This window comes from Pseudomonas sp. PvP001, assembly GCF_040546375.1.
Taxonomy (GTDB): Bacteria; Pseudomonadota; Gammaproteobacteria; order Pseudomonadales; family Pseudomonadaceae; genus Aquipseudomonas; species Aquipseudomonas coleopterorum.
In genome coordinates, this window is record NZ_JBEPNQ010000001.1 from 3,768,453 (window position 1) to 3,793,088 (window position 24,636).

Consider the following 24,636-nt stretch of genomic DNA (forward strand, 5'->3'; position numbering starts at 1 on the left):
TTCGATCCAGTCCTTCCTATGCAAAAAGAACCTCGTAAGGTCCGTGAGTTTCGCCGCCGCGAGCAGGAAATCCTCGACACCGCGCTTGCGCTCTTTCTCGAGCAGGGCGAAGACAGCGTCACGGTCGAGTTGATCGCCGACACCGTCGGTATCGGCAAAGGCACCATCTACAAGCACTTCAAATCCAAGGCCGAGATCTACCTGCGCCTGATGCTCGACTACGAGCGCGATTTGAACGCACTGCTGCATTCGGCCGACATCGATCGCGACAAGGAAGCCTTGTCGCGCGCCTATTTCGAATTCCGCATGCGCGATCCGCAGCGCTACCGACTGTTCGACAGGCTCGAAGAGAAGGTCGTCAAAGGCAATCAGGTGCCCGAGCTTGTCGAGCAGTTGCACACGATTCGCGCGTCCAATTTCGAGCGACTGACCTTCCTCATCGAGGGACGGATCAGCGAAGGCAAGCTGGAGGATGTGCCGCCGTACTTCCACTACTGCGCAGCCTGGGCACTGGTGCACGGCGCCGTGGCGCTGTATCACTCGCCGTTCTGGAGCAATGTGCTGGAAGATCAGGAAGGCTTTTTCCAGTTCCTGATGGACATCGGCGTGCGCATGGGCAACAAGCGCAAGCGCGATCCGGAACTGCCGGGGCCCAAGGAGTCCTGAGCCTGGGCACTCCCGAGCTTCGCAAACTGGCGCAGAAGCTGCATCAGCCAGCCAATCGCCGGGATCTTGTCGCCGGCTCTGGAGGATGCATGCGTAATCTGGTCGTGCTGCTGGCGCTCTTGGCGTTGAGCGGCTGCATGAAGGTCAGTGATCTGGGCGAGGGCGCTCGCTACCACCTGAGCGATGCAGGCGTGCTGAACCACAGCGAAACCCGCCGCTTCAATAACCTGCGCGTGCAGCCCGACTCGTTCATCTACATCGCCCAAGGCTCGTTCGTGCCTCCCGGCGGCGCCTACCCCAGGCCCAACGTGGTCGCCGAAGAAGCGTTCGAAGCCTTCGTCGAGTATTTTCCCCTGGTACGCCGTGCCCCGGCACCGCTGGGCCTGGAGCAGGCCATGGGCGAAGCACGCAATGCCGGTGCGCATTACCTGCTCTATGCCCGTTTTGCCCGTGCCGACGACCGCATCGGCAACACGGACGAGTGGGCCGACCAGGAGGCCCTGGATCGACTCGGCGTCGACAGCAGCGTGATCCAGATCATGCTCATCGAAACCAGCACCCACTACCTCATCGACACCGCCACCATCCGCAGCCGTGGCGGACTGCTGACGATGCATGACAACAAACCGGAAGATTTGCTTGGCCCGCCCCTGGAGGACTACGCTCGTAGCCTGTTGGGCGTAAGCCGCTGAGGAGACAGGCATGACGGGCAAGGCCGACGATTTGCTGGCGCACATTCCCACTCGCGAAAAGGGTTTGCCGCCCGTGCACCTGTGGAATCCCGATTTCTGCGGGCACATCGACATGCGCATTGCCCGCGACGGCACCTGGTTCTACCAGGGCACGCCGATCGGTCGGCCGGCGATGGTCAAGTTGTTCGCGGGCATCCTGCGCCGCGATGGCGACGAGTACGTCCTGGTCACCCCGGTGGAGAAGGTGGGCATCGTCGTCGATGACGCGCCGTTCGTGGCCGTCGACATGCAGGTATCGGGTGAAGGCGAGCAGCAGACGCTGCGCTTCACCAGCAATGTCGAAGACAGTTTCGATGCGGGTGAGGAGCATCCGCTGCGGGTGGACATCGACCCCTGCAGCCAGGAGCCTTCGCCCTACGTACGGGTGCGTACCAACCTGGAAGCGCGCATTCACCGCAACGTGTTCTATCGTCTCGTCGAGTTGGCGGTGGTGCGTGACGGTTGGCTGGGGGTCTGGAGCGGTGGGGTGTTCTTCCCCATAGGCCAGGATCCAGGGCAATGACCAGCCCCCGCCCGAGTGGCGGGGGACCGGCATGGGCCGTTGAGGCGGTTACTTCTGCGGCGTCAGGGTCAGTCGCTTGATGCCATAGGCCTTCTCGAAGTTCTGCGGCTGCATCGGAAAGCTGACGTACTGATTCTTGACCCAGGCATCGATGCCATCGGCGTAGTTGGCACTGGCCGGATTGCCGGATTGCCCGCTGCTGTTGAGGCCGATCATGGGTTCGGTCTGGGCGAAGTCGACGACGATGCGCAGGGCCGGTATCGACGCGGTGTCGAAGCTGTCGCCCCAACGGTAGGCCGCGGCATTGAGCGTGGTGTGATCACCGCCAGTGGCCACCGGGCCGCGTACCGTCTGGCCAGCGACGTCCGTCCAGCTGGTGCGGTGCAGGCGGCCCCACTGCCATTTGCTGCGGTCGGCGCCCAGTTGTGTCTCGCCAGCCGTGACCGCCGCAGCCAGGCTGCGAGCCAGGATGGCAGGCTTGTCTTCCTTCTGAGGCGTGCTCACGTCGTCCCAGAACGGACTGTCGTCGCGGCCCAGCAGATGGTCGGCCTGGGCCGAGTAGGAAGCCATGCCCTGAGCGACAAAGGCCTTCCAGGCGGCGCTGTCGACCGGCCCCAGTTCGTCGAGGAAGGTGCGCTGCATGCTTTGTTGCAGAAACAGCTCGTACAAAGCGGCGTCGGCGGATTGCGCGCTCAGCCGGCCATCGAAGGCCATCAGCCGGGTGTAGGCCTCCCGGGCCTTGGTGCGATCGGCGTCGGGCAGGGCGTCGATGGCGCTCTTCAGCGGTTGCGCCATGCCAGGTGCGAGAAACATCTTCTTCAGTTTGGCGGCGAACGGGGTGGTCTGGTCGGACTGCATGGCGATCATGCTGCGGGTGTCGTGCTTGCCGGCGCCGGCCAGTTCGGCCAGGCGTTCGCTGCGCTCAGGGTAGTACCAGCCGTTGGACAGCTGAATGCCGTAGCCCGGTGGCACGATGCGCTGGTTGGCGGTGCCCAGCCAGCCCTGCGGCGGGTCCTGGTCGTAGGGATGCAGCATCGGGTCGGCCAGGCCGTCCCAGTCATACCGGCCATCCCAGCCGGGGGAGGGCAGCATGCCCTTGCCCTCGAGGCGATTGGGGAAACGGCCAGTGACCTGCCAGCCGATGCTGTTGGCGTCGGCGAACAGCAGGTTGGTAGCCACCGCGCGGATCTGCCGGCTGGCATCCGAGGCCTTCTCGACATTGCTGGCGCGCGACAGATCGAACAGGGCGTCCAGGCTCTTGTCTTCGGTCAGGTCCGGCAGTTGCAAGGCCAGGCCATAGCCACCGCTGGCCGACAGACCGGCGAGGTCGTTGAGCAGTGCACCATGACCGGTCTCGTACACGGCTTCGCGCAGTGGCCGCTGCCCCTTGGCCAGGAAGGTTTCCTGACGTACCCGCGCCGGTTGCCATTTGCCGTTGGACTGATACAGCACGCGGCCGCCTTCGCTTTTGACCTTTTCCACAAACAGATCCTGGTTGTCGCCCATCACGGCCGACATGCCCCAGGCCACTTGACCGTTGAAGCCTGTGAGCACGCCCGGCAGACCGGCCAGGGCGACGCCCGCGGCCTGGTAACGTGGTGCGCGCAGTTGCACGAAGCTCCAGGCGGAGGGTACCGCAGTGGCGGCATGTAGATCGTTGGCGAACAGGCTTTTGCCGGACCGCGCGCGTTGCGGGGCGATGGCCCAGTTGCTGGAGCTGGCTGTGCCCAGCCGCTCGAGTTCATGGTTCAAACTGCCCAGCCCCGCCACATGGGTCAGCGAGTTGCCCAGAGACACACCCTTGAGTTTCTCGGCCTCGGTGAACGGCAGGCTCTCGTCCGGATAGACCGGCAGCAGCCAGGCCAGCTTGTCGGTACCCACTTTCTGCGCCAGCGCCAGCGAGCCCAGCTCTTCCTGCAGGTTGAGCGACTGGCTGAACGACCACAGGGCGAACATCAGCGCCGAGTCTTCGGCCTTCCAGTATTCGGGGGTGTAGCCACTGAGCGGTGCTGGCAACTTGCCGCGATAGCGGAACAGATAGGCGTTAACCCCCCGCGCGTACACATCGAAGAAGCGCTTGAGCCGCGGTGATGCAGCGGCGTACAGCTGGTCGGCGTTCTTCTTCAGGTTGATCCTGCGCAGCAGGCGGTCGGTGTCCAGTGCATCGGCACCGTCCAGCTCGGCCAGGCGCCCCTGAGCCAGCAGACGCATGCGTACCATCTGGGTGATACGGTCGCTGGCGGCGACATACCCTTGAGCAAACAGGGCATCGTGGAAGGTGTTGCTCTCGATCAGCGGCATCCCCAGGCCGTTGCGCCGCACCGAGACGTTCTGCGCCAGACCCTTGAGCGGCTGTACGCCCACGCTGGGCGGCAGGCTTTGTTCGGCAGAGCCGCCCAGCCATTGTTGACAGCCAGTCAGGCTGAGCATGCCGGTCACCATGGCGGCGCAGCCGAACCTGGGCGTGAAGAATGAACGGGCGGGCGAGGCCATGGCGAAGCTCCTGCGGGGGCTGGCGTAAAAGGCGCTACGTTAGAGAGGGAGAAGGCGGGGCGCAAGCGTCTGGCGGGGGTTATTTTTGCCTGGGTCGAGCCGCTCACGGGCAGTAGGCGCCGCGGTCAGACTTGGGCCAGGTCTCGAGTTACAGAGGGGACTGCCAGAACGCAGCCCCTTCACGCACAGGCTCGGCTCAGGCGCCGTGGCACTTCTTGAATTTCTTGTCGCTGCCGCACGGGCATGGATCGTTGCGGCCGACGTCCTTGAGGGCATTGCGCACCGGCTCCTGCGGAGCATGATTGCAGTGCGGGCCATGCACGTGACCGTGGTCGTGCTCATGGTGATGGTCGTGATCGTGGTTGCAGTCAGGACCGTGCACGTGAGGTTGCTGGGACATCAGGGGAACTCCGTGATTGAAATTGGCCGGAATTATCTCACCCTGGGTCTGGAATAGAAGGGCTGCGCCAATAATCTTTGCGATGGTCAGTGGCCGGACAGGCCGCGGGCGTTGATTTCGCCGGTGTGATTGAGTACCACATCGTGACCGAACAGCACGCCGGTACGCAGTTCGCCGCGCAGCTCGTAGCGGATCGGTCGATCCGGATGCTTGAGCAGCTTGGACAACTCGCGCACGTGTTGCCAGAGGTTGGTGCGCACCGGCACTTCATAGTATTCGCCGCTTCTGCCGGCCACGCTGAACCAGTCGCTGGTCTCGCCCTCGGTGAGCAGCATGTCTTCCAGGCGCACGCTGTAGCTCATGCCACGTACGGGCAGGCTGCGGCGGTTGGGGTTGTCGATGCGAAACCGGAGGATGAAGCGCTGCTGCAGCAGGTTGGCCTTGACCACTTCGACCTTGACCAGGTGCACCTTGGGGTCCTCGTAGTTGCCGGTGAACCAGGTTGCGCATCCCGTGAGCGCCAGCACTGAGAGCAAGCCGATGCTGCGCAGAACGAGAGTGCAAGCGGACATGGCGCGGACCTCTGGATTTGCCCTGAGTCTAACAAGGCCTATGCGCATGACAAGGGCGAGCTTGTTGCGCCGAAACATCGTGGTCCATAATCACCGTCACGGTGCTGGCCCTTCGGCATCTAGCTGCCACCCCCACTGCCGGCAACGGTGTCACGCCAGGAGAGTTGCCATGAGCTTGTACGAGATCGTTTTCAGCGGTGAATGCGTGCCTGGCGCGTCGCTGGATCAGGTCAAGAGCAACCTGGCGACCCTGTTCAAGGCCGATGCCCAGCGTATCGAGCTGCTGTTTTCCGGGCGCCGACTGGTGCTCAAGAACAACCTCGATGCCCAGGCCGCGGAAAAGTACCGCGCAGCCCTGGCGCGCGCAGGCGCGGTGGCGAGCATCGACGAGATGGCCCAGGAGATCGAGGAAATCATCATGACCGCGCCCGCCGCGGCAGGTGACTTCGGCCAGAAACCCATGGCCGCGGCACGCCGCGCCGAGGTCGTGCCGCGCGATGCCTACATGGCGGCGTTCGTGGCCGTCGACGCCCCCGATTTCGCCATCGCCGAGGTGGGCGCCGATCTGCAGGAGGAGAAGCCCGCAGTACGTGCGCCGAACCTCAACCTGCAACAGTTCAGCCTGGCGCCCGCAGGCAGCGACATGGGGCAGTTGCGGCACGAGGAAAGCATTCAGGTGCCGGACATTTCCCATCTCAGGGTCATTGGCTGATGTAGCTGGCGCAGCACTTCTTGAACTTCTGCCCGCTCGCGCAGGGGCAGCTGTCGTTACGGCTGGCCTTGAGTGGTACGGTCGGGTCGATGAAGTACCAGCGGCCGTCGTGCTGCACGAAGGCGGAGCGCTCGCGGTGGCAGTGTTCTCCGGCGCTGTCGTGCCAGCGGGCGCTGAAGGTCACGAAGGCATGTTCGGGTTGGCCGCCGAAGACTTCCGCCGCGACGACTTCCAGGCCCAGCCAGGTACTCTGCGAACTCCACTGGGCAATGGCCTGGCGGTCGAGACCGGCCTGCTGGGCGTGCAGGGTGGTGGCCACCAGATAATCGACCAGGCCCAGCACGTAGGCGCTGTAGCGCGAGCGCATCAGACTCTGCGCATCGGGGGCCGGCTGGCCTTCGTGATAGCGGCCGCAACAGGCCGGCAGCAGATTGCCACTTGCGCACGGACAGATCGAAACGCTCATATCACCACCAATACTTGCCAAAGTTTTCCGGGTTGGCCCAGAACTTGGCGTTGAGCCAATCCGGGACTTGTTTGTATTCGCGCACATCATAGGTGTACAGCGTGAGCACCTGCTGGTCGCGGGCAAAGCGCTCGCTGGCCTGCAGGGCCAGGGCGTAGAAGTCGGTGTCGTTCCACCCGCTGGCGACGGGGTCGGCCAGCACGGCAATGCAGCTCGCATTGAGGTTGCGGATGCCGGCCAGCAGGCGCGTGCCTTCGGGCTTGCTCAAATGCTCCAGGCAATCCAGCGCCAGCGCCAGGTCGAAGCGCTGTCCGGCAAGATGCGCGGGCAGGGGGCCGGGCGCCGCTCTGGAGATCTGGGTTTCGGGGTGCGCCGCCTCGAACGCCGCCAGGGCGGGGAAGTCGCTGGCGCCGATCAGCAGCAGGCGCTGGGGCGCATGGCGTTCGAGCAGGGCCGCCAGGGCCTGTTGCGGGGTGCGGGCAGAAAATGCGTCGGTCATTGCTACTCCTCGGTCTTGGCCGTCACATTATAGGGCCTCGGCCTGATGGCCCAGCACTGATTGAGCCGTCCCGACATGGCTTATTGCTGGCGCATATGGCCCGGGCAGTCTTTACTCCCTGAACATCGGCCCCTGTCGCCGATTTCCCTGAGGAGAAACCTAGATGAGCATAGTTCGGACGGCGTTACCCTTGATCCTGGTCAGCAGTGTGCTGACCGGTTGCGCAGGCTTGCAGAAAACCGACTGGCCGATGTGTGCAGCCGTGGGCGGCGTGACCGGCGCGGCGCTGGGTGCCATCGAAAGCGGATCGCTGGCCGCAGGCGTCGGCGCAGCGGCGGCCGGTGTCGGTGCGGCCTATTGCTGGGTGCATGGCGATGGCGACGAGGATGGTGATGGCGTACCGGACAGTCGCGACAAGTGTCCCGGCACGCCCAAGGGCACACCGGTCGACGCCAACGGTTGCCCACCGCCCGCTCCGGCGCCGATGCCCGTTGCCGCCGAACCGGCACCGCTGCCCAAGGAGGAAACGATCGTCATCCGCAACGTGCATTTCGAATTCGACAAGGCCACGCTCACCGCCGCCGACCGGGCGCAACTCGATACCGTCGCTACCCGCTTGAAAACCGAGGCCACCACGGCGCGCCTGAGCGTCAGCGGTCATACCGACAGTGTTGGCAGAGACGCCTACAACCAACGCTTGTCCGAGCAGCGCGCCAAGGCGGTGACTGACTACCTGGTGAGCAGCGGCGTGCCGCGTGCCAGCGTGGTATCGGTCAAAGGTATGGGCGAAGCCCAACCGGTCGCCGACAACGACACCGCAGACGGTCGCGCCATGAACCGCCGTACCGAGATTCTCATCCAGCGTTGAACCTTTATCAGTGACCGCCAGTCGCCTTGTACAACGACCGGCGGCACGCTTTACTTCTCAGTTGCCGGCACCCGCCGGCGACTCAGGAGCCTTGAATGATGCTGAAAGATCTATCGCGGGCCGTACTTCCCGCTCTGCTGGTCGCTGGTGTGCTGGGCGGTTGTAGCACCACCCGTGATGGCGCATCTCCACTGAATTCGCGTACCTGGCCGGTTTGCAGCGTGCTGGGCGGCCTGGCCGGTGGTGGGCTGGGTGCCATCGAAAGCGGAGCCTGGGCTGCCGGTGGCGGTCTGGCGGGCGCCGTAGCCGCTGGCCTGGTCTGCTACGCCCAGGATGGCGACAAGGACGAAGACGGCGTGTTCGACCGCCGCGACCGTTGCCCCGACACCCCTCCCAACACCCCGGTCAAACACAACGGCTGCCCGTTGCCCGTGTATCCGGCGGTCACCAAGGCGCCTGAGCCACCCGTGGCGGACATCCCCGAGGTCGTGACCCTGAGCGATGCCGGCGATGTGCCGTTCGAATTCGGCAGCGCCGAACTCACCGGCAGCGCCCGTACCGAACTGACTTCCCTGGCCTCGCGCATCAAGGCCTCCCAGGTGGCCACGGTCAGGATCATCGGCCATACCGACAGCGTCGGCAGCGATGCCTTCAACCAGAAGCTGTCCGAGCAGCGTGCTGCCAGCGTGGTCTCCTTTCTGCTGTCGCAAGGCGTTGCGGCAGACAAGCTGAGCAGCGAAGGTCGCGGCGAAAGCGAGCCGGTCGACAGCAATGACACCGACGCCGGACGGGCCAAGAACCGTCGTGTGGAAATCCATCTGACGCATTGATGAATAGAGGCCGACGGAGCTTTTTCCTGCCGGCCTCTGGTCACCGCCACCCCCCAGCCGTTAATGTGCGCCTAGCCGATGCCGTGGGGGGCACATGAAAGGATTTCTGATTCTGGGTAAATGTCTGACGCTGCTGTTCTGGTGGGTGGTGCTGCTCAACCTGTTCATGCCGATGGTCAAACCGTTTCATGCATTGATCAATCTGGCCGGCGGCACGCTGTTGCTGCTGCATGTGATCGAAGTCGTCGCTTTCAACAAGCGCCTGCGCGGGCGCAGCCATCCCTGGCTCGATCGCGTGCAGATCCTGCTGGCCGGGATCTTTCATATCCAATCCATTCCTGCACCGCTCGATACCGAGGCTAGCCATGCGTAAGCTGGGTCTGTTGGCAGTACTGTTTGCGCCGCTGGCATTGGCCGAGTCGGTCAGTGTCGAACCTCATTCCCTGCTGCGCCTGCCGGCCAGCTCCAGCGTGCTGCAGCTGCAACGGCTGGACGTGGCGGATTACGGCACCCTGTTGATTCCTGCCAACCTGACCGACCTCAGTGTCGAGCAATTGCGCCTGGGGCATGAGGCACGCATCGCCGTGGTGCCGGGCGAGCAGGAGCTGCGCCTGCGAGCGCAGCACGCCGAACTGGGCAGTGGCAGCCAGATCCTGGCCCGCGGGGCACCGGGCACTCACCAGAAGGCGGCGCGTGCGGGGCGCAATCTCGACGTGCAGCTGCAATCGCTCAACGCTCAGGAATTGAACATCGATGCGCGCGGTGGCGCGGGCGCCGATGGCTATGCCGGCCTCGATGGCGGCAATGGCGAGGCGCCCGGCTGCACCTGGGGTTCGGCGGGACGCGGTGGCAATGGCGACAATGGTGGCGATGGCCTGCCAGGGGCGTCTGGCGCCAACGTCCGTCTGCGCGTACCGGCCACCTTTGCCAGCGAATCGATCAAGGTCCGCACCGATGGCGGCCAGGGCGGTGCAGCCGGTGTGCCGGGACGTGCAGGCGCCGGCGGCAAATCCAAGGGCTGCGTGGTGTACCGCGCCGAAGGCGGCAAGTCGGGCCGTGAGGGCTTGCCAGGACGTGTCGGCGAGGCGGGCGCTGCGGGCACCTTGAGCGTCCAGCGCTTTTAAACGCCGTTAAGCTGTCTAGCCATGGCCAGCACCACGACGGCCAGGCCCAGCAGCAGACCCGCGATGGCCAGGCGTCGCAGTTTTTTCGTGGCAGCCATGCCGTCCGCCCAGTCCTGGGCCGCGACGGCTTTGCGCAGCGCGGGCAGTTGCAGCCCCTGCATGCGCAGGAACAGCGCCGCCATGATCACGTACAGGCCCATCATGATCTGCACATCGCGGGGCGCCGTCTCGAAGCCGGTGAAGTGCAGGCGCAGCAGGGCGACGCCGCTGATCGGAAGAATCAGCACGGCTGCCCAGATCCAGCCGAACACCTGTGGGAAAATATTCGCCAGGCGCGTCAAGCGCCGAGCTCGCGAAGCCGCTGCAAGCCCGGCGGGGCGCAGGATCATCCAGGTCGCGAGCATGCCGCCCAGCCATATCAGTGCAGCGAGCCCGTGCAGGGTTTGGAAGACGCCGTCGGCGCTCATGGTTATCTCCAGCCAGCACATCGAAGTCGAGCAGGGTATGATAGCGACCCGATGAGAAACACTGAAAATATATCCAGCCTTTCGCCATGACCAGTCGATGATCAGTAACGAACTCAAAACCACGATCCAGGGCGCCTACACGCGTTTTCTCGAAGCCAAGAGCCTCAAGCCGCGCTACGGCCAGCGTCTGATGATTGCCGAAATCGCCAAGGTATTGGGCGATATCGCCTGCGATGAAGAAGGTCGTCGCAGCGGCGATCCGGCCGTGGTGGCGGTCGAGGCGGGTACCGGTACGGGCAAGACGGTAGCCTACAGCCTGGCCGCCATTCCGGTCGCCAAGGCAGCCGGCAAGCGCCTGGTGATCGCCACGGCCACGGTGGCGCTGCAGGAGCAGATCGTCTTCAAGGACCTGCCCGACCTGATGCGCAACAGTGGTCTGAACTTCACCTTTTCCCTGGCCAAGGGCCGTGGGCGCTATCTGTGCCTGTCCAAGCTCGACGTGCTGCTGCAGGAAGGTCATGCGCAGAGCGCGACCGCGCAGTTGTTCGAAGAGGAAGGCTTCAAGATCGAGGTGGACGAGGCGAGTCAGAAGCTGTTCACCAGCATGATCGAGAAACTGGCCGGCAATAAATGGGACGGCGATCGCGACAGTTGGCCGGTCGCCCTGGAAGACCAGCAATGGTCACGCCTGACCACCGATCACAGCCAGTGCACCAGCCGCCATTGCCCGAACTTCCAGCAATGCGCCTTCTACAAGGCGCGTGAAGGGATGGGCAAGGTCGATGTGATCGTGACCAACCATGACATGGTGCTCGCCGACCTGGCGTTGGGCGGTGGCGCGGTACTGCCCGATCCGCGTGACACCGTCTATGTATTCGACGAAGGTCATCACCTGCCCGACAAGGCCATTGGTCATTTCGCCCACTACAGCCGCCTGCGCTCCACGGCCGACTGGCTGGAAACCACGGCCAAGAACCTGACCAAGCTATTGGCCCAGCATCCGCTGCCCGGCGACCTGGGGCGCCTGATCGAGCAGGTCCCGGAGCTGGCCCGCGAGATCAAGACCCAGCAGCAGTTCATGTTCAGCGCCTGCGAGCAACTGGCGGACTTCAAGCCGGGCGAAGACATGGAAGGCCGCGAACGGCCACGCCATCGCTTCGTGGGCGGTGTGATTCCCGAGCACATGCGGGAAATGGGCATCGAGCTGAAGAAGGGCTTCTCCAAACTGACGGATCTGTTCACCCGCCTGAGCGAGCTGCTCAAGGAAGGCATGGACGGCGAGAAGAACGTCGGCATCGCCAGTCACCAGGCCGAAGAGTGGTACCCCCTGTTCGGCAGCCTGCTGGCACGCGCACAGGGCAGTTGGGAGCTGTGGACCGCGTTCACCGCCGAAGACCCCGAAGACAGCCCGCCCATGGCCCGCTGGCTGACCCTGGCCGACAGCAGTGCGCTCTATGACATCGAGGTCAATGCCAGCCCGATCCTGGCGGCGGAAATGCTGCGTCGCAACCTGTGGAACGTTGCCTACGGCGCCCTGGTGACCTCGGCCACCCTGACTGCCTTGGGCAAGTTCGATCGGTTCCGCATGCGCGCCGGTATACCGAAAGCGTCGGTGACTGCCATCGTGCCCAGCCCCTTTCACCATGAGCAGGCAGGCGTGCTGCGGGTTCCCGACCTGCGTGCCGACCCCCGCGATGCGGCCGCGCATACGGCGGCCATCATCCGTGACCTGCCGGACCTGGTCGAAGGCTATCGCGGCTCGCTGGTGCTGTTTTCCTCGCGCAAGCAGATGCAGGACGTGTTCGACGGGCTGGACCGCGACTGGCGCAAGCAGGTGTTCATCCAGGGCAACCTGTCCAAGCAGGAAACCTTGAACAAGCACAAGGCGCGAGTCGATGGCGGCGACTCCAGCGTACTGTTCGGCCTTGCCAGCTTCGCCGAAGGGGTCGACCTGCCAGGCGCCTACTGCGAGCACGTGATCATCGCCAAGATCCCCTTTGCGGTGCCCGATGACCCGGTGGAGGCGGCGCTGGCGGAATGGATCGAGGCGCGTGGCGGCAACCCGTTCATGGAGATCGCCGTGCCCGATGCCTCGCTGCGCCTGATCCAGGCCTGCGGGCGGCTGCTGCGTACCGAGCAGGACCGCGGCACCATCACGCTGCTCGATCGGCGCTTGGTGACCCAGCGCTACGGCAAGGCGATCCTCAATGCCTTGCCACCGTTCCGCCGCGAAATTTCGTGATGGCCTGTGCAGGCCAGATGAAACAATTCTCCCTGGCAGGGCGGTTCCCAAAGCGCTGAATCGCTGAAACAATGCCCTTCATTTTTTGCCACGCGGTCGATGGGAGTCAGGGTGCAGATACAAGGTCACTTCGAGCTGCAGTTCGAAGCCGTGCGCGAGGCGTTCGCGGCATTGTTCGACAACCCCCAGGAGCGCGGTGCCGCACTGTGCATCCAGATCGGTGGGGAAACGGTTGTCGACCTGTGGGCGGGAACCGCCGACAAGGACGGTGCCCAGGCCTGGCACAGCGATACCATCCTCAACCTGTTTTCCTGCACCAAGACCTTCACCGCCGTGACCGCCCTGCAGCTGGTCGCCGAGGGCAAGCTGGCGCTGGACGTGCCGGTAGCACAGTACTGGCCGGAATTCGCCGCAGCCGGCAAACAATCGATCACCCTGCGTCATCTGCTCAGCCACCAGGCCGGTCTGCCGGCCCTGCGTGACCTGTTGCCGCCCGAAGCGCTCTACGACTGGCCACGCATGACCGCCGCACTGGCGGCGGAAACGCCGTGGTGGTCGCCGGGCACGGGCCATGGCTATGCCGCCATCACCTACGGCTGGCTGGTCGGCGAGCTGCTGCGCCGGGCCGATCATCGCGGCCCCGGCGAATCGATCATGGCGCGGGTTGCCCGGCCTCTCGGGCTGGACTTCCATGTCGGGCTGCCCGACGAGGAGTTTCATCGCGTTGCACACATCGCCCGTGGCAAGGGCAACGTCGGCGACGAAGCGGCCCAGCGTCTGTTGCAGGTCACCATGCGTGAACCCGAAGCCATGGCCACCCGCGCCTTCACCAATCCACCGTCGGTGCTGACCAGTACCAACAAGCCGGAATGGCGCCGCATGGAGCAACCTGCGGCGAACGGTCATGGCAATGCCCGCAGTCTGGCCGGTTTCTACGCCGGCCTGCTCGATGGCAGCCTGCTCGAGCCCGAGCTGCTGGCAGAGCTGACCCGTGAACACAGCCTGGGCATGGACAAGACCCTGATGACGCCAACGCGATTCGGTCTGGGCTGCATGCTCGATCAGCCGAAAGTGGCCAACGCCACCTTCGGCCTCGGCGCCGGTGCCTTCGGTCATCCCGGAGCAGGGGGGTCGGTCGGCTTCGCCGATCCGGAGCACGATGTTGCCATGGGCTTTGCCGTGAATACACTGGGCCCCTATGTACTGATGGACCCGCGAGCGCAGCACCTGGTCCGCGTTCTGCGCGCTTGCCTCTGAAGCAATTGATCAGAAATCGACCAGCGGTCGTCCGTTGGGCTATGCCTGCACTACTCTAGCAATCAATAATTTAGGCCGGTTTGTTAAACCGGTTTGTATTTACCAACACCTTGTGGAACCACCATGTCACCGAATAAATCCATCGCGTTTGCCTTGTGCCTGGCCGCTACCGGTTGTGCTCAAACTCCCCAGGATTCCTCGGCCCAGGGCGGGCATAGCTGGTGGCCATTTGGCCGTGACGCAGTCGCCAGCAAGACGGCTGACAAGGACGTCGAGCAGGCCATCAACGAAAAGGTGGCCAAGGCCGACTCCAAGTCCGACAGCGAAAGCCGCTGGTGGTGGCCGTTCGGTGCCAGCAGCACGCCTGCTCAGGCCAAGGTCGCCGAAGTGCCCAAGGTTGACCCCAAGGTTACCCAGGCCTGGCTCGACGCCTATGAGCCGAAGCTGCGCGAAGCCATCAAGGACAGCAAGTTCGAGCTCGAGCGTCGCGAAGACCTGTTGGTGATCACCGCGCCGGTCGACTCTTCGTTCAACCCGGACCGCCCTTCGATGTTGCTGCCGATCAGCCTCGGCCCGATCACCCGTGTGGCCAAGGCCATCGATGCCGACCACAAGGCCGCCGTCCTGATTCTGGGCCACGCCGACACCAGCGGTGCCGCGCCGTTGAACCAGAAACTGAGTCAGGAACGCGCACAGTCGATCGCCTCGATCTTCCGTCTCAGCGGTCTGCAGCGTGACCGCCTGACGTTGCGTGGCATGGGCTCGGTCATGCCGCGCGCCGCCAACGACAGCGTCGAAGGCCGGTCGCTGAACCGCCGCGTGGAAATTCTCCTGACCCCGCAGAACACCATGCTGGCGCTGCTGGCCAAGTACAACCAGCCGACCTTCACCGCCGCTGAAATGCTGGCGACCCAGGACGTCAAGGCTGTGCCGGCGCCGGTTGCCAAGCCAGCCGCCAAGGCGCCAGCCAAGGCTGCAACCGCCAAGAAGACCGCAGCCATGCCCGCCGTGGCCAAGAAAGCTGCACCGGCTGCCAAGAAAACCGAGGCCAAGAAAGCTGTCGCCAAGAAAGCCGTGAACAACGACCAGGCCAAGGCGCACTGATGCAAGGATCGATGCCATGACGCAAGCCCTGGCCGATATGCGCCGTAGCTACACCCGTGATGGCCTGGACGAGGCCCAGGCGCCGTCCGAGCCGTTCAGCCTGTTTGGCCAGTGGTTCGGCGATGCGGTCAACACCGAACAGGCGCCGGTGGAAGCCAACGCGATGACGCTGGCGACCGTTGATGCCGACGGTCGTCCGCACTGCCGTGTGTTGCTGCTCAAGGGCCTGGATGAACAGGGTTTTACCTTCTTCAGCAACTACGACAGCGCCAAGGGCCAGCAGCTGGCGCAACGGCCGTTTGCGGCCATGACTTTCTTCTGGCCTACCCTTGAGCGGCAGGTCCGCATCGAGGGGAGGGTGAGCAAGGTGAGTGCGGCCGAGTCCGACGCCTATTACCAGGTCCGCCCACTGGGCAGTCGCCTGGGTGCCTGGGCGTCGCCGCAGAGCCAAGTCATTGCCGATCGTGGCGAACTGCAAGCGTTGCTTGAAGCGACAGAGCAGCGTTTCAGCGGTACCGAACCGCAGTGCCCGGCGCACTGGGGCGGCTACCGTCTGGTTCCTGATCGCATCGAGTTCTGGCAGGGGCGACCCAGTCGCCTGCACGACCGCCTGAACTACCGCCTCGACGCCGGTTCGTGGATCCGCGAACGCCTGGCGCCCTGACCCTGCTCTGACCTTTTGCCACTGAACGTTGTCCAGACGTTCAGTGGCCGGTCGAGCTTCCTGGCCTGCATCAGCCCCGTCTGACGCCAACATGACTTAAATTTTTATAGACCGTGTCGTGACAGCCGTTGCCCTGCGGCGTCTAATGAACACACGTCCCATGGAGTCCTGCCAAAATGCGCAAGTCAGTTCTGTTAGTTGCCTGCTTCACCACGATGTCCCTGTTGCTGGGCGGATGCGCCTCCAATCTGTCGGGCGACTCCTATTCGCGCGATGAAGCGCGCCGCGTGCAAACCGTGCGCATGGGCACCATCGAGTCGCTGCGTCCGGTCAAGATCGAAGGCACCAAGACGCCAATCGGCGGCGGTGCTGGCGCGGTGGTCGGTGGTGTCGCCGGCAGCGCGGTAGGCGGTGGCCGTGGCAGCATCGTCGCGGCCGTGATCGGCGCCGTGGCCGGTGGCCTGCTGGGTTCGGCGACCGAGGAAGGTTTCACCCGTACCCAAGGCGTGGAAATCACTGTGCGCGAGGATGACGGCAGCATGCGTGCCTACGTTCAGGCCGTGCAGGAGAACGAGATTTTCCGCGTTGGCGAACGTGTCCGCATCATGACGGTAGACGGCACCAGCCGCGTCGCTCACTAAGCGAACCCTGTCATGAAAAAACCGGCCTCGGCCGGTTTTTTCATGCTTGCGGATCGGCAACCTAGGCCGGTTGCAGGCCAAGAATGTCGCGGGCCACGGCTTCGGCGATGCGTACGCCGTCGACACCGGCGGAGAGAATCCCGCCGGCATAGCCTGCGCCTTCACCGGCTGGGAACAGGCCTTTGAGGTTGAGGCTCTGGTAGTCGACGCCGCGGGTGATGCGCAGCGGCGAGGACGTACGGGTCTCGATACCGGTCAGTACGGCGTCGTGCATCGAGAAGCCTCTGATCTGGCGCTCGAACGCCGGCAGCGCTTCGCGGATCGCTTCGATGGCGAATTCCGGCAACGAAAGCGCCAGGTCGCCCAAGGTGACGCCGGGCTTGTAGGAAGGCTCGACGCTGCCCAGTGCGGTGGACGGCTTGCCGGCCACGAAGTCGCCCAGCAGTTGCGCGGGCGCCTGGTAGTTGCTGCCGCCCAGCAGATACGCAGTGGATTCGAGCTGCTCCTGCAGCTCGATCCCGGCCAGCGGGCCACCTGGATAATCCTGCTCGGGTGTGATGCCGACGACGATACCGGAGTTGGCATTACGCTCGTTACGCGAGTACTGGCTCATGCCGTTGGTGACCACGCGACCCGGTTCTGACGTCGCTGCCACTACGGTACCGCCCGGGCACATGCAGAAGCTGTAGACCGACCGGCCATTCTTGGCGTGGTGCACCAGCTTGTAGTCAGCCGCGCCCAGCTTCGGATGCCCGGCGTATTTGCCCAGTCGAGCCCGGTCGATGATGCCTTGCGGATGCTCGATACGGAAACCGATGGAAAAAGGCTTGGCTTCCATGAACACGTTGCGTGCGTGGAGCATGCGGAAGGTGTCGCGGGCGCTGTGCCCCAAGGCCATGATCACGTGATTGGAATGCAGTTGCTCGCCGCTTTCCAGGACCACACCCTGCAGACGCTCGCCATCGATCAAGAGATCGGTGACCTTTTGCTCGAAACGGATCTCGCCGCCCAGGGCGATGATCTGCTGGCGCATGTTCTCGACCATGCCGGTCAGGCGGAACGTCCCGATGTGCGGCTTGCTGACGTAGAGGATTTCCTCGGGCGCGCCGGCCTTGACGAATTCGTGCAGAACCTTGCGCCCGTGGTGGTACGGGTCCTTGATCTGGCTGTAGAGCTTGCCGTCGGAGAAGGTACCGGCGCCACCCTCGCCGAACTGCACGTTGGATTCGGCGTTGAGCACGTTCTTGCGCCACAGGCCCCAGGTGTCCTTGGTGCGCTGACGCACCTCCTTGCCACGCTCGAGCACGATGGGCTTGAAGCCCATCTGGGCCAGCAGCAGGGCGGCAAAGATCCCGCAAGGTCCGAAACCTACCACCAAGGGACGCTGGGCATAGTCCTGCGGTGCACGCCCGACGACCTTGTAGCTGACATCCGGAGCCACGTTGACGTTGTGGTCATCGACGAAGCGCTCGAGCACGTCGGCTTCGCCATTCACCTGCAGATCGATGGTGTAGATGAACTGCAGTTCGCTGTTCTTCTTGCGCGCATCGTAGCTGCGCTTGAACAGGGTGAAGTCCAGCAGGTCGGCGTCGGCGATGCCCAGGCGCTGCACGATGGCAGGGCGCAGGGCGTCGTCGGAGTGGTCCAGGGGCAACTTGAGTTCGGTGATTCGTAGCATGACAGGTCCAAAAATCCGGGCGCGCCCCGGGGGCATAACAGAACCCGGCATTATAAACGCGATGCGCCGCCCGACGTCAGGTAAAAAACGCCGGACGGTGCGGGTTACTGGTTGCGCGCTCCGCCGAAGGTGGCGCAGCCACGCTGTACCTCGCCGTTCACGCGCAGTTCGGCGGAGAGGAACTGCACACCGTTGTTGCGCGAATCCACACAGCGCTGGGGAGCCACCCACAGCTCGATGCGCTGGTTGTTGGCTTCGGTGGACAGGTTGAAGCGACCGCCGCCGACCTGCTCTTCGACATAGGGCAACGCGAGGGGGGCCTGACCTTCACGGTCCACGACCATGCCCTGGCCCGTGACCCTGACCTGCCAGCGCGGGGACTCGCCACCGGCGCTCAGGCTGGACAGTTTGAAGTCCGGGTCCTTGCACGCGGCCAGCGATCGATCGAGTCGATACAGTTGATGCAGGCGCAACTGGCCATCGGTGCCGCCGTTGGTGCTGGCATCGAAACGCCCGCGCAGGTCGGCGTAGATCACAGGGCGATTGCCCGCCAGCTGCGAGGCCTCCTGAAGCACGCCGGTGTCGTTGCTGTCGATGACCGCGTAGCGGCGCGGATCGCCGCAGGGCTGGAAGAACAGCCGGCCGTTGTCACCTTGCAGTGCGCCTTGCATGCGCGTCAGACCGGCGGTGGAGGGCGCGTCAGGTGCGCGGCTGAAGAAGGATTGGCAACTGGCGAGCAGCGGCAGCAGGGCGAGCATGGCGAGGGAGCGGGGCAGGTGCATCGTGGGTCTCCTGAACAATGGAGGGCACGGTAGCACAGGGGGCGTGAAAAGCGTGTTCACGGGGATTGGGCTACGCCGCTCACTCCATTTCACGGTCTACCGTAGGAGCGGTCCGCGGCCGCGAAGGCCCTACCGCGGTCTGTCAGTCGAGCCGCGGTGATGCCTTCGCGGCCGCAGACCGCTCCTACGGGTAGCGGGGGGCAACTCCCATGTATGAGCCTGGCAGCCCACTCAACCGCCCAGATAGGCCTCGCGCACCTTGGGGTCGGTCAGCAGGGCTTCGCCACTGCCCTGCATGACCACACGACCGTTTTCCAGCACATAGGCGCGGTCGGCGATCTTCAGGGCCTGGTTGGCGTTCTGCTCCACCAGAAACACCGTCACGCCGTCGCGGCGCAACTGTTCGATGATGTCGAAGATCTGCTGGATGATGATCGGTGCCAGGCCCAGCGAGGGTTCGTCGAGCAGCAGCAGCTTGGGTTTGCTCATCAGCGCGCGACCGATGGCCAGCATCTGCTGTTCACCGCCGGACATGGTGCCGCCGCGCTGGCTGAAGCGTTCCTTGAGCCGCGGGAACAACGCCAGGACCTTGTCCATCTGTTCCTGATAATCACCCTTGTCGGTGAAGAACCCGCCCATGGCCAGGTTTTCCTCGACGGTCAGGCGCGCGAACACGCGACGGCCCTCGGGCACCACGGCAATGCTCTTGCGCATGATTTCCGCCGATTCCTTGCCCACCAGCTCTTCGCCCATGTAGCGAATGCTCCCCGAGTGCGCCCGTGGCGCGCCGCAGAGGGTCATCAGCAGGGTCGATTTGCCCGCGCCGTTGGCGCCGATCAGCGTGACGATCTCGCCTTGGCGAACCTCCACGTTGACCCCGTGCAGCGCCTGGATCTTGCCGTAGAAGGTGGAAACGTTTTCGAACTGCAGCATTTACGCTTCCCCCAGGTAGGCTTTGATGACGTCAGGATTGTCACGGATCTGTTCGGGCGTGCCATCGGCCAGGGGGGTGCCCTGGTTGATCACGACGATGTGGTCGGAAATGCTCATCACCAGCTTCATGTCATGCTCGATCAGCAGCACGGTGGCGTTGTGTTCTTCACGCAGAACGCCGATCAGCGCCTTCAGGTCATCGGTTTCACGCGGGTTGAGGCCGGCAGCGGGTTCGTCGAGCATCAGCATGCGCGGTCGCGTCATCATGCAGCGGGCAATTTCCAGGCGGCGTTGCTGGCCATAGGCGAGCGTGCCCGCAGTGCGGTTGGCGAACTCCTTGAGGTTGACCTTTTCCAGCCAGTATTCGGCGTACTCCATGGCGTCCCTTTCGCTCTTGCGGAAGTTCGGCGTCTTGAACAGACCGGCGAAGAAGTTGGTGTTCAAGTGCCGATGCTGAGCGATCAGCAGGTTTTCCAGCGCGGTCATTTCCTTGAACAGGCGTACGTTCTGGAAGGTGCGCACCACGCCCTTGCGGGCGATCTGATGGCCTGGCAGACCCTGGATCGGCTGGCCATCGAGCAGAATGGTTCCGCCGCTGGGCTTGTAGAAACCGGTCAGGCAGTTGAACACCGTGGTCTTGCCGGCGCCGTTGGGGCCGATCAGGGCCACCACCTGCTTTTCCTTCACGCTCAGGGCCACACCGTTGACCGCCAGCAGGCCGCCGAAGCGCATGCTCAGGTCAGTGACTTGCAGAATGTTCTGGCTCATTTGCGCAGCTCCAGGTGGGGACGCTGCATCGGAAGCAAGCCTTGCGGACGCCAGATCATCATCAGCACCATCAGGGCGCCGAACATCAACATGCGGTAGTCGCTGAATTCACGCATCAACTCGGGCAGCAGGATCATCACGATGGCGGCGAGGATCACCCCCAGTTGCGAACCCATGCCACCCAACACGACGATGGCGAGAATGATCGCCGACTCGATGAAGGTGAACGACTCCGGGGTAACCAGGCCTTGGCGCGCGGCGAAGAAGCTACCGGCAAAGCCTGCGAAGGCTGCGCCCAGGGTAAACGCGGAAAGCTTGATCACGGTCGGGTTCAGGCCCAGCGCGCGGCAGGCGATCTCGTCTTCGCGCAAGGCTTCCCAGGCGCGGCCAATGGGCATGCGCAACAGGCGATTGATGACGAACAGCGCGGCCAGGGCCATCAGCAGAGCGATCAGGTAGAGGAAGATGACCTTGCTGATCGGGCTGTATTCCAGACCGAAGAACTGGTGGAAGGTCTGGCTGCCCTCGGCGGCGCGGCGTTCGAACGTCAGGCCGAACAACGTCGGTTTCTCGATGTTGCTGATGCCGTTCGGGCCACCGGTGATGTCGGTGAGGTTGCGCAGGAAGATCCGGATGATTTCGCCGAAGCCCAACGTCACGATAGCCAGGTAGTCACCGCGCAGACGCAGCACCGGGAAGCCCAGCAGGAAGCCGAACGTGGCCGCCAGCAGGCCTGCCAGTGGCAGGCATTCCCAGAAGCTCAGGCCGAAATAGTGCGAGAGCAGGGCGTAGCCGTAGGCGCCGACGGCGTAGAACCCGACGTAGCCCAGGTCGAGCAGGCCCGCCAGACCGACCACGATGTTCAGCCCCAGGCCGAGCATGACGTAGATCAGGATCAGGGTCGCGATGTCGACCGCGCCGCGTGAGCCGAAGAACGGCCAGATGAACGCCAGCACCACCAGGGCCAGGATGGCCCAGCGCTGAGTGCTGGGCAGGGTCAGGAAGTTCGAGGCCTTGGCCGGTATCAACGGACGGCTCGAATCGCGGCGCAAGCCGCCGATGCGCTCGGCGAACAGCACCCGCAGGAACATCAGCACCGAACAGCCGGCGATGATCAGCAGGGTGCCGGTGCTGGCGTTCTGCACGACCAGGGTGACACCGGAGAAGGCCAGTTTCAGGCCCAGTACCGGGTAGGCCACGGCCCACACCAGTGCCGCGCTGAAGAGCGCGGATCGAAGAGACTTGCTCATACTTTCTCAACCTCCGGGCGGCCCAGGATGCCGGTCGGCCGGAACAATAGAACCAGGACCAGCAGGCCGAACGAAACGACGTCCTTGTACTGGTCACCGAAGATATCCGCGCCGAAGGCTTCGGCCACGCCCAGCACCAGGCCGCCGAGCATGGCACCTGGAATGCTGCCGATGCCGCCCAGGACCGCAGCGGTGAAGGCCTTGAGCCCGACCAGGAAGCCGGCGCTGGGGTTGATCACGCCGTACTGCATGCTCAGCAGCACCGCTGCGACGGCCGCCAGTGCTGCGCCGATAACGAAGGTCAGGGCGATGATCGCGTTGGTATTGATGCCCAGCAGGTTGGCCATCTTCATGTCCTCGGCGCAGGCGCGACAGGCGCGGCCCATGCGCGAGCGGGAAATGAACAGGGTCAGGCCGTACATCGCGGCCAGCGTCACCATGAACACCAGGATCTGCATGTAGGAAATCTGCACTTCCTCGGCGCCACCGGGGCCGAAGGTCAGGCTGCCGGGAAGCAGGTTGGGAATGGCGAAGTTGCCCGAGCCCTGGGACAGCTGCACCGAGTTCTGCAGGAAGATCGACATGCCGATCGCCGAGATCAGCGGGATCAACCGGTTGCTGTTGCGCAGCGGCCGATAGGCGACCCGTTCGATGCTGTAGCCATAGGCGCTGGTGACCAGGATGGCGGCGGCGAAGCCGGCGATCATCAGGATCGGAAGACTGTGGATGCCCAGCATGGCCAGGCCCGCCAGGACAATGAAGGTGACATACGAACCGATCATGTACACCTCGCCATGGGCGAAGTTGATCATGCCGATGATGCCGTACACCATCGTGTAGCCGATGGCGATCAATGCATAGGTGCTGCCGATGGTCAGGCCATTCACCAACTGCTGCATGTAGTGGAATAGTTCAGGCATTTACCGCGCTCCTAAAAACCTGTTCGCATTTCTCCGGCCATGTCCGAGCGCTCTCCTTGGCGCAGTGTTGCCGGGCAGGGCAGGTGAACCGCTGGTCACGGTTTCAAGATTTTCAGGGGGCCAGGCGGTGGATTGCACCGGCTGTACCCGTCACTCGTAAAACAAAGCCCACTGCGGTGCAGTGGGCTTTGTGGGGGTGTTGCCAGGCTTACTGGGCGGCTTCGGTCTTCGGCTTGCCGAAGTGCCACTCGTAGACCACGAACTGGAAGTTCTTCAGGTCGCCCTTGGCGTCGTAGCTCAATTCACCCATTGGCGTCTTGAAGGTACCGGCGTGGATGGCTTCGGCCACCTTGTCGGTGTCTTCGCTCTTGGCGGCGGTGATGCCGTCGGCAATCACTTGCACGGCCGAGTAGGACGGGTAGACGAACGGACCGCTAGGATCCTGTTTCTTGTCCTGGAAGGCCTTGGTCAGAGCGACGTTGGTCGGGTCCTTGTCGAACGACTTGGGCAGGGTGACCAACAGGCCTTCGGAGGCTTCGCCGGCGATCTGCGAAATCGAGTCGTTGCCCACGCCTTCAGGGCCCATGAACTTGGCGTTCAGGCCTTTTTCCTTGGACTGGCGCAGGATCTGGCCCAGTTCCGGGTGGTAGCCACCGTAGTAGACGAAGTCGACATTGGCCTGCTTGAGCTTGGCGATCAGCGAGGAGAAGTCCTTGTCGCCGGCATTGATGCCTTCGAACACGGCGACCTTGACGCCTTTGCCTTCCAGGGTGGTCTTGACCGCGCTGGCAATGCCTTCGCCGTACTGCTGCTTGTCGTGGATCACGGCCACGGTCTTGGGCTTGACCACGTCGGCGATGTAGTTGCCGGCGGCAGGGCCCTGGGCGCTGTCCAGGCCGATGGTACGGAAGACCAGCTTGTAGCCACGCGCGGTGAGCTCGGGGCTGGTGGCCGCCGGGGTGACCATGATGATGCCTTCGTCTTCGTAGACGTCGGATGCAGGCTGGGCGGAGCTGGAGCACAGGTGACCGACGACGAACTTGACGCCGTCGTTGACCACCTTGTTGGCGACTGCAACGGCTTGCTTGGGATCGCAGGCATCGTCGTATTCGACCGCTTCGAGTTTCTTGCCGTCAACGCCGCCTTTGGCGTTGATCTGCTCGATGGCCATCTTCGCGCCGTTGAACTGCATCACGCCGTATTCAGCGACCGGACCGGTCTTGGGACCGGCGATACCGATCTTGATGGTGTCGGCCGCCATCGAGTGGCTGGCGACGCCGGCCAGAACCAGAGCGGCAAACAGTTTGGAAATCTGCTTATTCATTAGTGCTCCCTTTTTGCGTTGTATTTTTTATAGTCCTGGCCGAACAGGCGACGGACCGAATCTTGGCCATCCCCACCGCTTTACCCCCTCGGCGAGACATGGCAGACGACATCCGAATCTGCACCCGACAACTGTACCGGTACAGTGTAGAGCGCCGCTTTATCCGTTGGAAAGCTGGCGTTTGCAGCGAAATAGATCGGTTGTCGCTAAATCGACATAAAGTTACAGATTCGAGTACATTTCGGCGGGTGACAGCGCCAGAACGCCCCGATTACAAGGGCAAAACTCGAAGCTGTATATTGCAACCGGGTTTTTCCAGGTGATTCGGACGGCTATCATGGCGGCGATTTTTTTCCTGACGGTAAAACCCATGACTGAAAACGCTAGCACCCTCTATGCCAAGCTGCTGGGCGAGACTGCAATTATCGAATGGCAGGCGCTGCAACCCTTTTTCGCCAAGGGTGCCCTGTTGTGGGTCGATCCTGCGCTGGATCTGATCACGGTGGCGCAAGCGTTGGCGGAAGACGCGCACGCGTTGGTAGCTCAGTGGCTGGCCGATGGGCAGGTCGAGAAGCTGTCTGCGCCGCGGGCTCTGGATTTCGGCGAGCGCGATCCGACGCTATGGGCGGTGGTGGTTTCGCCCTGGGTGGTGATCCAGGAAAGGGCATCGCAGTAAAAGCTGCACCGCACTGGTGCGGCGCTGAATCATTATCGGCGGGGGC

27 protein-coding genes are annotated in these 24,636 nt (G+C 63.7%); 14 read left to right on the forward strand and 13 right to left on the reverse strand.

The window, feature by feature from the left end; genetic code table 11:
- The first annotated feature begins 18 nt into the window (after positions 1–18).
- The 3 genes from ABMD26_RS17280 (at position 19) to ABMD26_RS17290 (ending at position 1,920) form a co-directional block, all read left to right on the forward strand.
- Positions 19–666, forward strand: coding sequence for a TetR/AcrR family transcriptional regulator (locus tag ABMD26_RS17280; RefSeq protein ID WP_049862225.1), 648 nt, complete (start codon positions 19–21; stop codon positions 664–666).
- 89 nt (positions 667–755) lie between these two features.
- The gene (locus tag ABMD26_RS17285) at positions 756–1,358 is read left to right on the forward strand and encodes a DUF4823 domain-containing protein (RefSeq protein ID WP_049862224.1); all 603 of its coding nucleotides are present in this window, start codon (positions 756–758) and stop codon (positions 1,356–1,358) included.
- Positions 1,359–1,368: 10 nt separating this feature from the next.
- Entirely contained in the window at positions 1,369–1,920 is a 552-nt protein-coding gene (locus tag ABMD26_RS17290) for a DUF1285 domain-containing protein (RefSeq protein ID WP_122743709.1), read from the forward strand.
- 48 nt (positions 1,921–1,968) lie between these two features.
- Here ABMD26_RS17290 and ABMD26_RS17295 read toward each other — a convergent pair whose 3' ends face one another.
- From ABMD26_RS17295 to ABMD26_RS17305, 3 genes are all read right to left on the reverse strand, one after another.
- Positions 1,969–4,413: a penicillin acylase family protein gene (locus tag ABMD26_RS17295; RefSeq protein ID WP_354310918.1), complete on the reverse strand. Its 2,445-nt coding sequence runs from the start codon at positions 4,411–4,413 to the stop codon at positions 1,969–1,971.
- Positions 4,414–4,609: 196 nt separating this feature from the next.
- Positions 4,610–4,813, reverse strand: coding sequence for an SEC-C metal-binding domain-containing protein (locus ABMD26_RS17300; RefSeq protein WP_082223728.1), 204 nt, complete (start codon positions 4,811–4,813; stop codon positions 4,610–4,612).
- An 86-nt stretch (positions 4,814–4,899) separates the two neighbouring features.
- Complete coding sequence (locus ABMD26_RS17305; protein ID WP_192000930.1) at positions 4,900–5,385, reverse strand: LEA/WHy family protein; 486 nt, start codon at positions 5,383–5,385, stop codon at positions 4,900–4,902.
- Between the two features lie 169 nt (positions 5,386–5,554).
- Here ABMD26_RS17305 and ABMD26_RS17310 point away from each other — a divergent pair, with 169 nt between their 5' ends.
- Positions 5,555–6,097: a hypothetical protein gene (locus ABMD26_RS17310; protein ID WP_134723386.1), complete on the forward strand. Its 543-nt coding sequence runs from the start codon at positions 5,555–5,557 to the stop codon at positions 6,095–6,097.
- On the opposite strand, the gene ABMD26_RS17315 is transcribed toward ABMD26_RS17310, so the two are convergent.
- Both ABMD26_RS17315 and ABMD26_RS17320 read right to left on the reverse strand, forming a co-directional pair.
- Positions 6,087–6,563, reverse strand: coding sequence for a YchJ family protein (locus ABMD26_RS17315; protein ID WP_056843816.1), 477 nt, complete (start codon positions 6,561–6,563; stop codon positions 6,087–6,089). The two genes, ABMD26_RS17310 and ABMD26_RS17315, sit on opposite strands and share 11 nt — an antisense overlap.
- Position 6,564: 1 nt before the next feature.
- On the reverse strand, positions 6,565–7,062 hold the full coding sequence (locus tag ABMD26_RS17320; RefSeq protein ID WP_090359657.1) for a DUF6231 family protein: 498 nt from the start codon (positions 7,060–7,062) through the stop codon (positions 6,565–6,567).
- A gap of 163 nt (positions 7,063–7,225) precedes the next feature.
- On the opposite strand from ABMD26_RS17320, the gene ABMD26_RS17325 reads away from it, so the two are divergent.
- The 4 genes from ABMD26_RS17325 to ABMD26_RS17340 all read left to right on the forward strand — a co-directional run bounded on the left by ABMD26_RS17325 (position 7,226) and on the right by ABMD26_RS17340 (position 9,884).
- Positions 7,226–7,930: a PA1041 family peptidoglycan-binding anchor lipoprotein gene (locus ABMD26_RS17325; protein WP_354310922.1), complete on the forward strand. Its 705-nt coding sequence runs from the start codon at positions 7,226–7,228 to the stop codon at positions 7,928–7,930.
- A gap of 101 nt (positions 7,931–8,031) precedes the next feature.
- A complete protein-coding gene (locus ABMD26_RS17330; protein ID WP_134723486.1) occupies positions 8,032–8,760 on the forward strand; it encodes a PA1041 family peptidoglycan-binding anchor lipoprotein in 729 nt (242 codons plus the stop codon).
- A gap of 94 nt (positions 8,761–8,854) precedes the next feature.
- Positions 8,855–9,133: a DUF1145 domain-containing protein gene (locus ABMD26_RS17335; RefSeq protein WP_049862209.1), complete on the forward strand. Its 279-nt coding sequence runs from the start codon at positions 8,855–8,857 to the stop codon at positions 9,131–9,133.
- Positions 9,126–9,884, forward strand: coding sequence for a hypothetical protein (locus tag ABMD26_RS17340; RefSeq protein ID WP_049862208.1), 759 nt, complete (start codon positions 9,126–9,128; stop codon positions 9,882–9,884). The genes ABMD26_RS17335 and ABMD26_RS17340 overlap by 8 nt, the downstream gene beginning before the upstream one ends.
- Here the strand turns inward: ABMD26_RS17340 and ABMD26_RS17345 are convergent.
- Positions 9,881–10,351 (reverse strand): DUF2269 family protein, encoded by a 471-nt coding sequence (locus ABMD26_RS17345; protein WP_134723384.1) that lies wholly within the window; start codon positions 10,349–10,351, stop codon positions 9,881–9,883. The two genes, ABMD26_RS17340 and ABMD26_RS17345, sit on opposite strands and share 4 nt — an antisense overlap.
- A gap of 97 nt (positions 10,352–10,448) precedes the next feature.
- Between ABMD26_RS17345 and dinG the strand changes: the two genes are divergently transcribed.
- From dinG to ABMD26_RS17370, 5 genes are all read left to right on the forward strand, one after another.
- Complete coding sequence (dinG, locus tag ABMD26_RS17350) at positions 10,449–12,593, forward strand: ATP-dependent DNA helicase DinG (protein ID WP_090359652.1); 2,145 nt, start codon at positions 10,449–10,451, stop codon at positions 12,591–12,593.
- Between the two features lie 111 nt (positions 12,594–12,704).
- Positions 12,705–13,850, forward strand: a complete 1,146-nt coding sequence (locus ABMD26_RS17355) for a serine hydrolase domain-containing protein (protein WP_134723383.1) — start codon at positions 12,705–12,707, stop codon at positions 13,848–13,850.
- Between the two features lie 123 nt (positions 13,851–13,973).
- Positions 13,974–14,954: an OmpA family protein gene (locus ABMD26_RS17360; protein ID WP_354310927.1), complete on the forward strand. Its 981-nt coding sequence runs from the start codon at positions 13,974–13,976 to the stop codon at positions 14,952–14,954.
- Between the two features lie 16 nt (positions 14,955–14,970).
- Positions 14,971–15,618, forward strand: coding sequence for a pyridoxamine 5'-phosphate oxidase (gene pdxH, locus ABMD26_RS17365; RefSeq protein WP_354310929.1), 648 nt, complete (start codon positions 14,971–14,973; stop codon positions 15,616–15,618).
- Between the two features lie 176 nt (positions 15,619–15,794).
- Positions 15,795–16,259: an outer membrane lipoprotein gene (locus ABMD26_RS17370; protein ID WP_049862202.1), complete on the forward strand. Its 465-nt coding sequence runs from the start codon at positions 15,795–15,797 to the stop codon at positions 16,257–16,259.
- A 61-nt stretch (positions 16,260–16,320) separates the two neighbouring features.
- Here ABMD26_RS17370 and ABMD26_RS17375 read toward each other — a convergent pair whose 3' ends face one another.
- The 7 genes from ABMD26_RS17375 to ABMD26_RS17405 form a co-directional block, all read right to left on the reverse strand.
- Positions 16,321–17,937: an NAD(P)/FAD-dependent oxidoreductase gene (locus tag ABMD26_RS17375; protein WP_354310932.1), complete on the reverse strand. Its 1,617-nt coding sequence runs from the start codon at positions 17,935–17,937 to the stop codon at positions 16,321–16,323.
- 104 nt (positions 17,938–18,041) lie between these two features.
- Complete coding sequence (locus tag ABMD26_RS17380) at positions 18,042–18,719, reverse strand: hypothetical protein (RefSeq protein WP_134723379.1); 678 nt, start codon at positions 18,717–18,719, stop codon at positions 18,042–18,044.
- A 231-nt stretch (positions 18,720–18,950) separates the two neighbouring features.
- The gene (locus ABMD26_RS17385; RefSeq protein WP_049862199.1) at positions 18,951–19,652 is read right to left on the reverse strand and encodes an ABC transporter ATP-binding protein; all 702 of its coding nucleotides are present in this window, start codon (positions 19,650–19,652) and stop codon (positions 18,951–18,953) included.
- The gene (gene livG / locus ABMD26_RS17390; protein WP_049862198.1) at positions 19,653–20,420 is read right to left on the reverse strand and encodes a high-affinity branched-chain amino acid ABC transporter ATP-binding protein LivG; all 768 of its coding nucleotides are present in this window, start codon (positions 20,418–20,420) and stop codon (positions 19,653–19,655) included.
- Positions 20,417–21,670, reverse strand: coding sequence for a high-affinity branched-chain amino acid ABC transporter permease LivM (locus tag ABMD26_RS17395; protein WP_049862197.1), 1,254 nt, complete (start codon positions 21,668–21,670; stop codon positions 20,417–20,419). Before ABMD26_RS17395 ends, livG begins: the two co-directional genes overlap by 4 nt.
- Positions 21,667–22,590, reverse strand: coding sequence for a high-affinity branched-chain amino acid ABC transporter permease LivH (gene livH / locus ABMD26_RS17400; RefSeq protein ID WP_049862196.1), 924 nt, complete (start codon positions 22,588–22,590; stop codon positions 21,667–21,669). The genes ABMD26_RS17395 and livH overlap by 4 nt, the downstream gene beginning before the upstream one ends.
- Positions 22,591–22,798: 208 nt before the next feature.
- Positions 22,799–23,914, reverse strand: coding sequence for a branched-chain amino acid ABC transporter substrate-binding protein (locus tag ABMD26_RS17405; RefSeq protein WP_049862195.1), 1,116 nt, complete (start codon positions 23,912–23,914; stop codon positions 22,799–22,801).
- Between the two features lie 370 nt (positions 23,915–24,284).
- On the opposite strand from ABMD26_RS17405, the gene ABMD26_RS17410 reads away from it, so the two are divergent.
- Positions 24,285–24,590 carry a DUF2288 domain-containing protein gene (locus ABMD26_RS17410; protein ID WP_134723378.1) on the forward strand — a complete coding sequence of 102 codons (306 nt, stop codon included), beginning with the start codon at positions 24,285–24,287 and terminating at the stop codon, positions 24,588–24,590.
- The last annotated feature ends 46 nt before the right edge of the window (positions 24,591–24,636 follow it).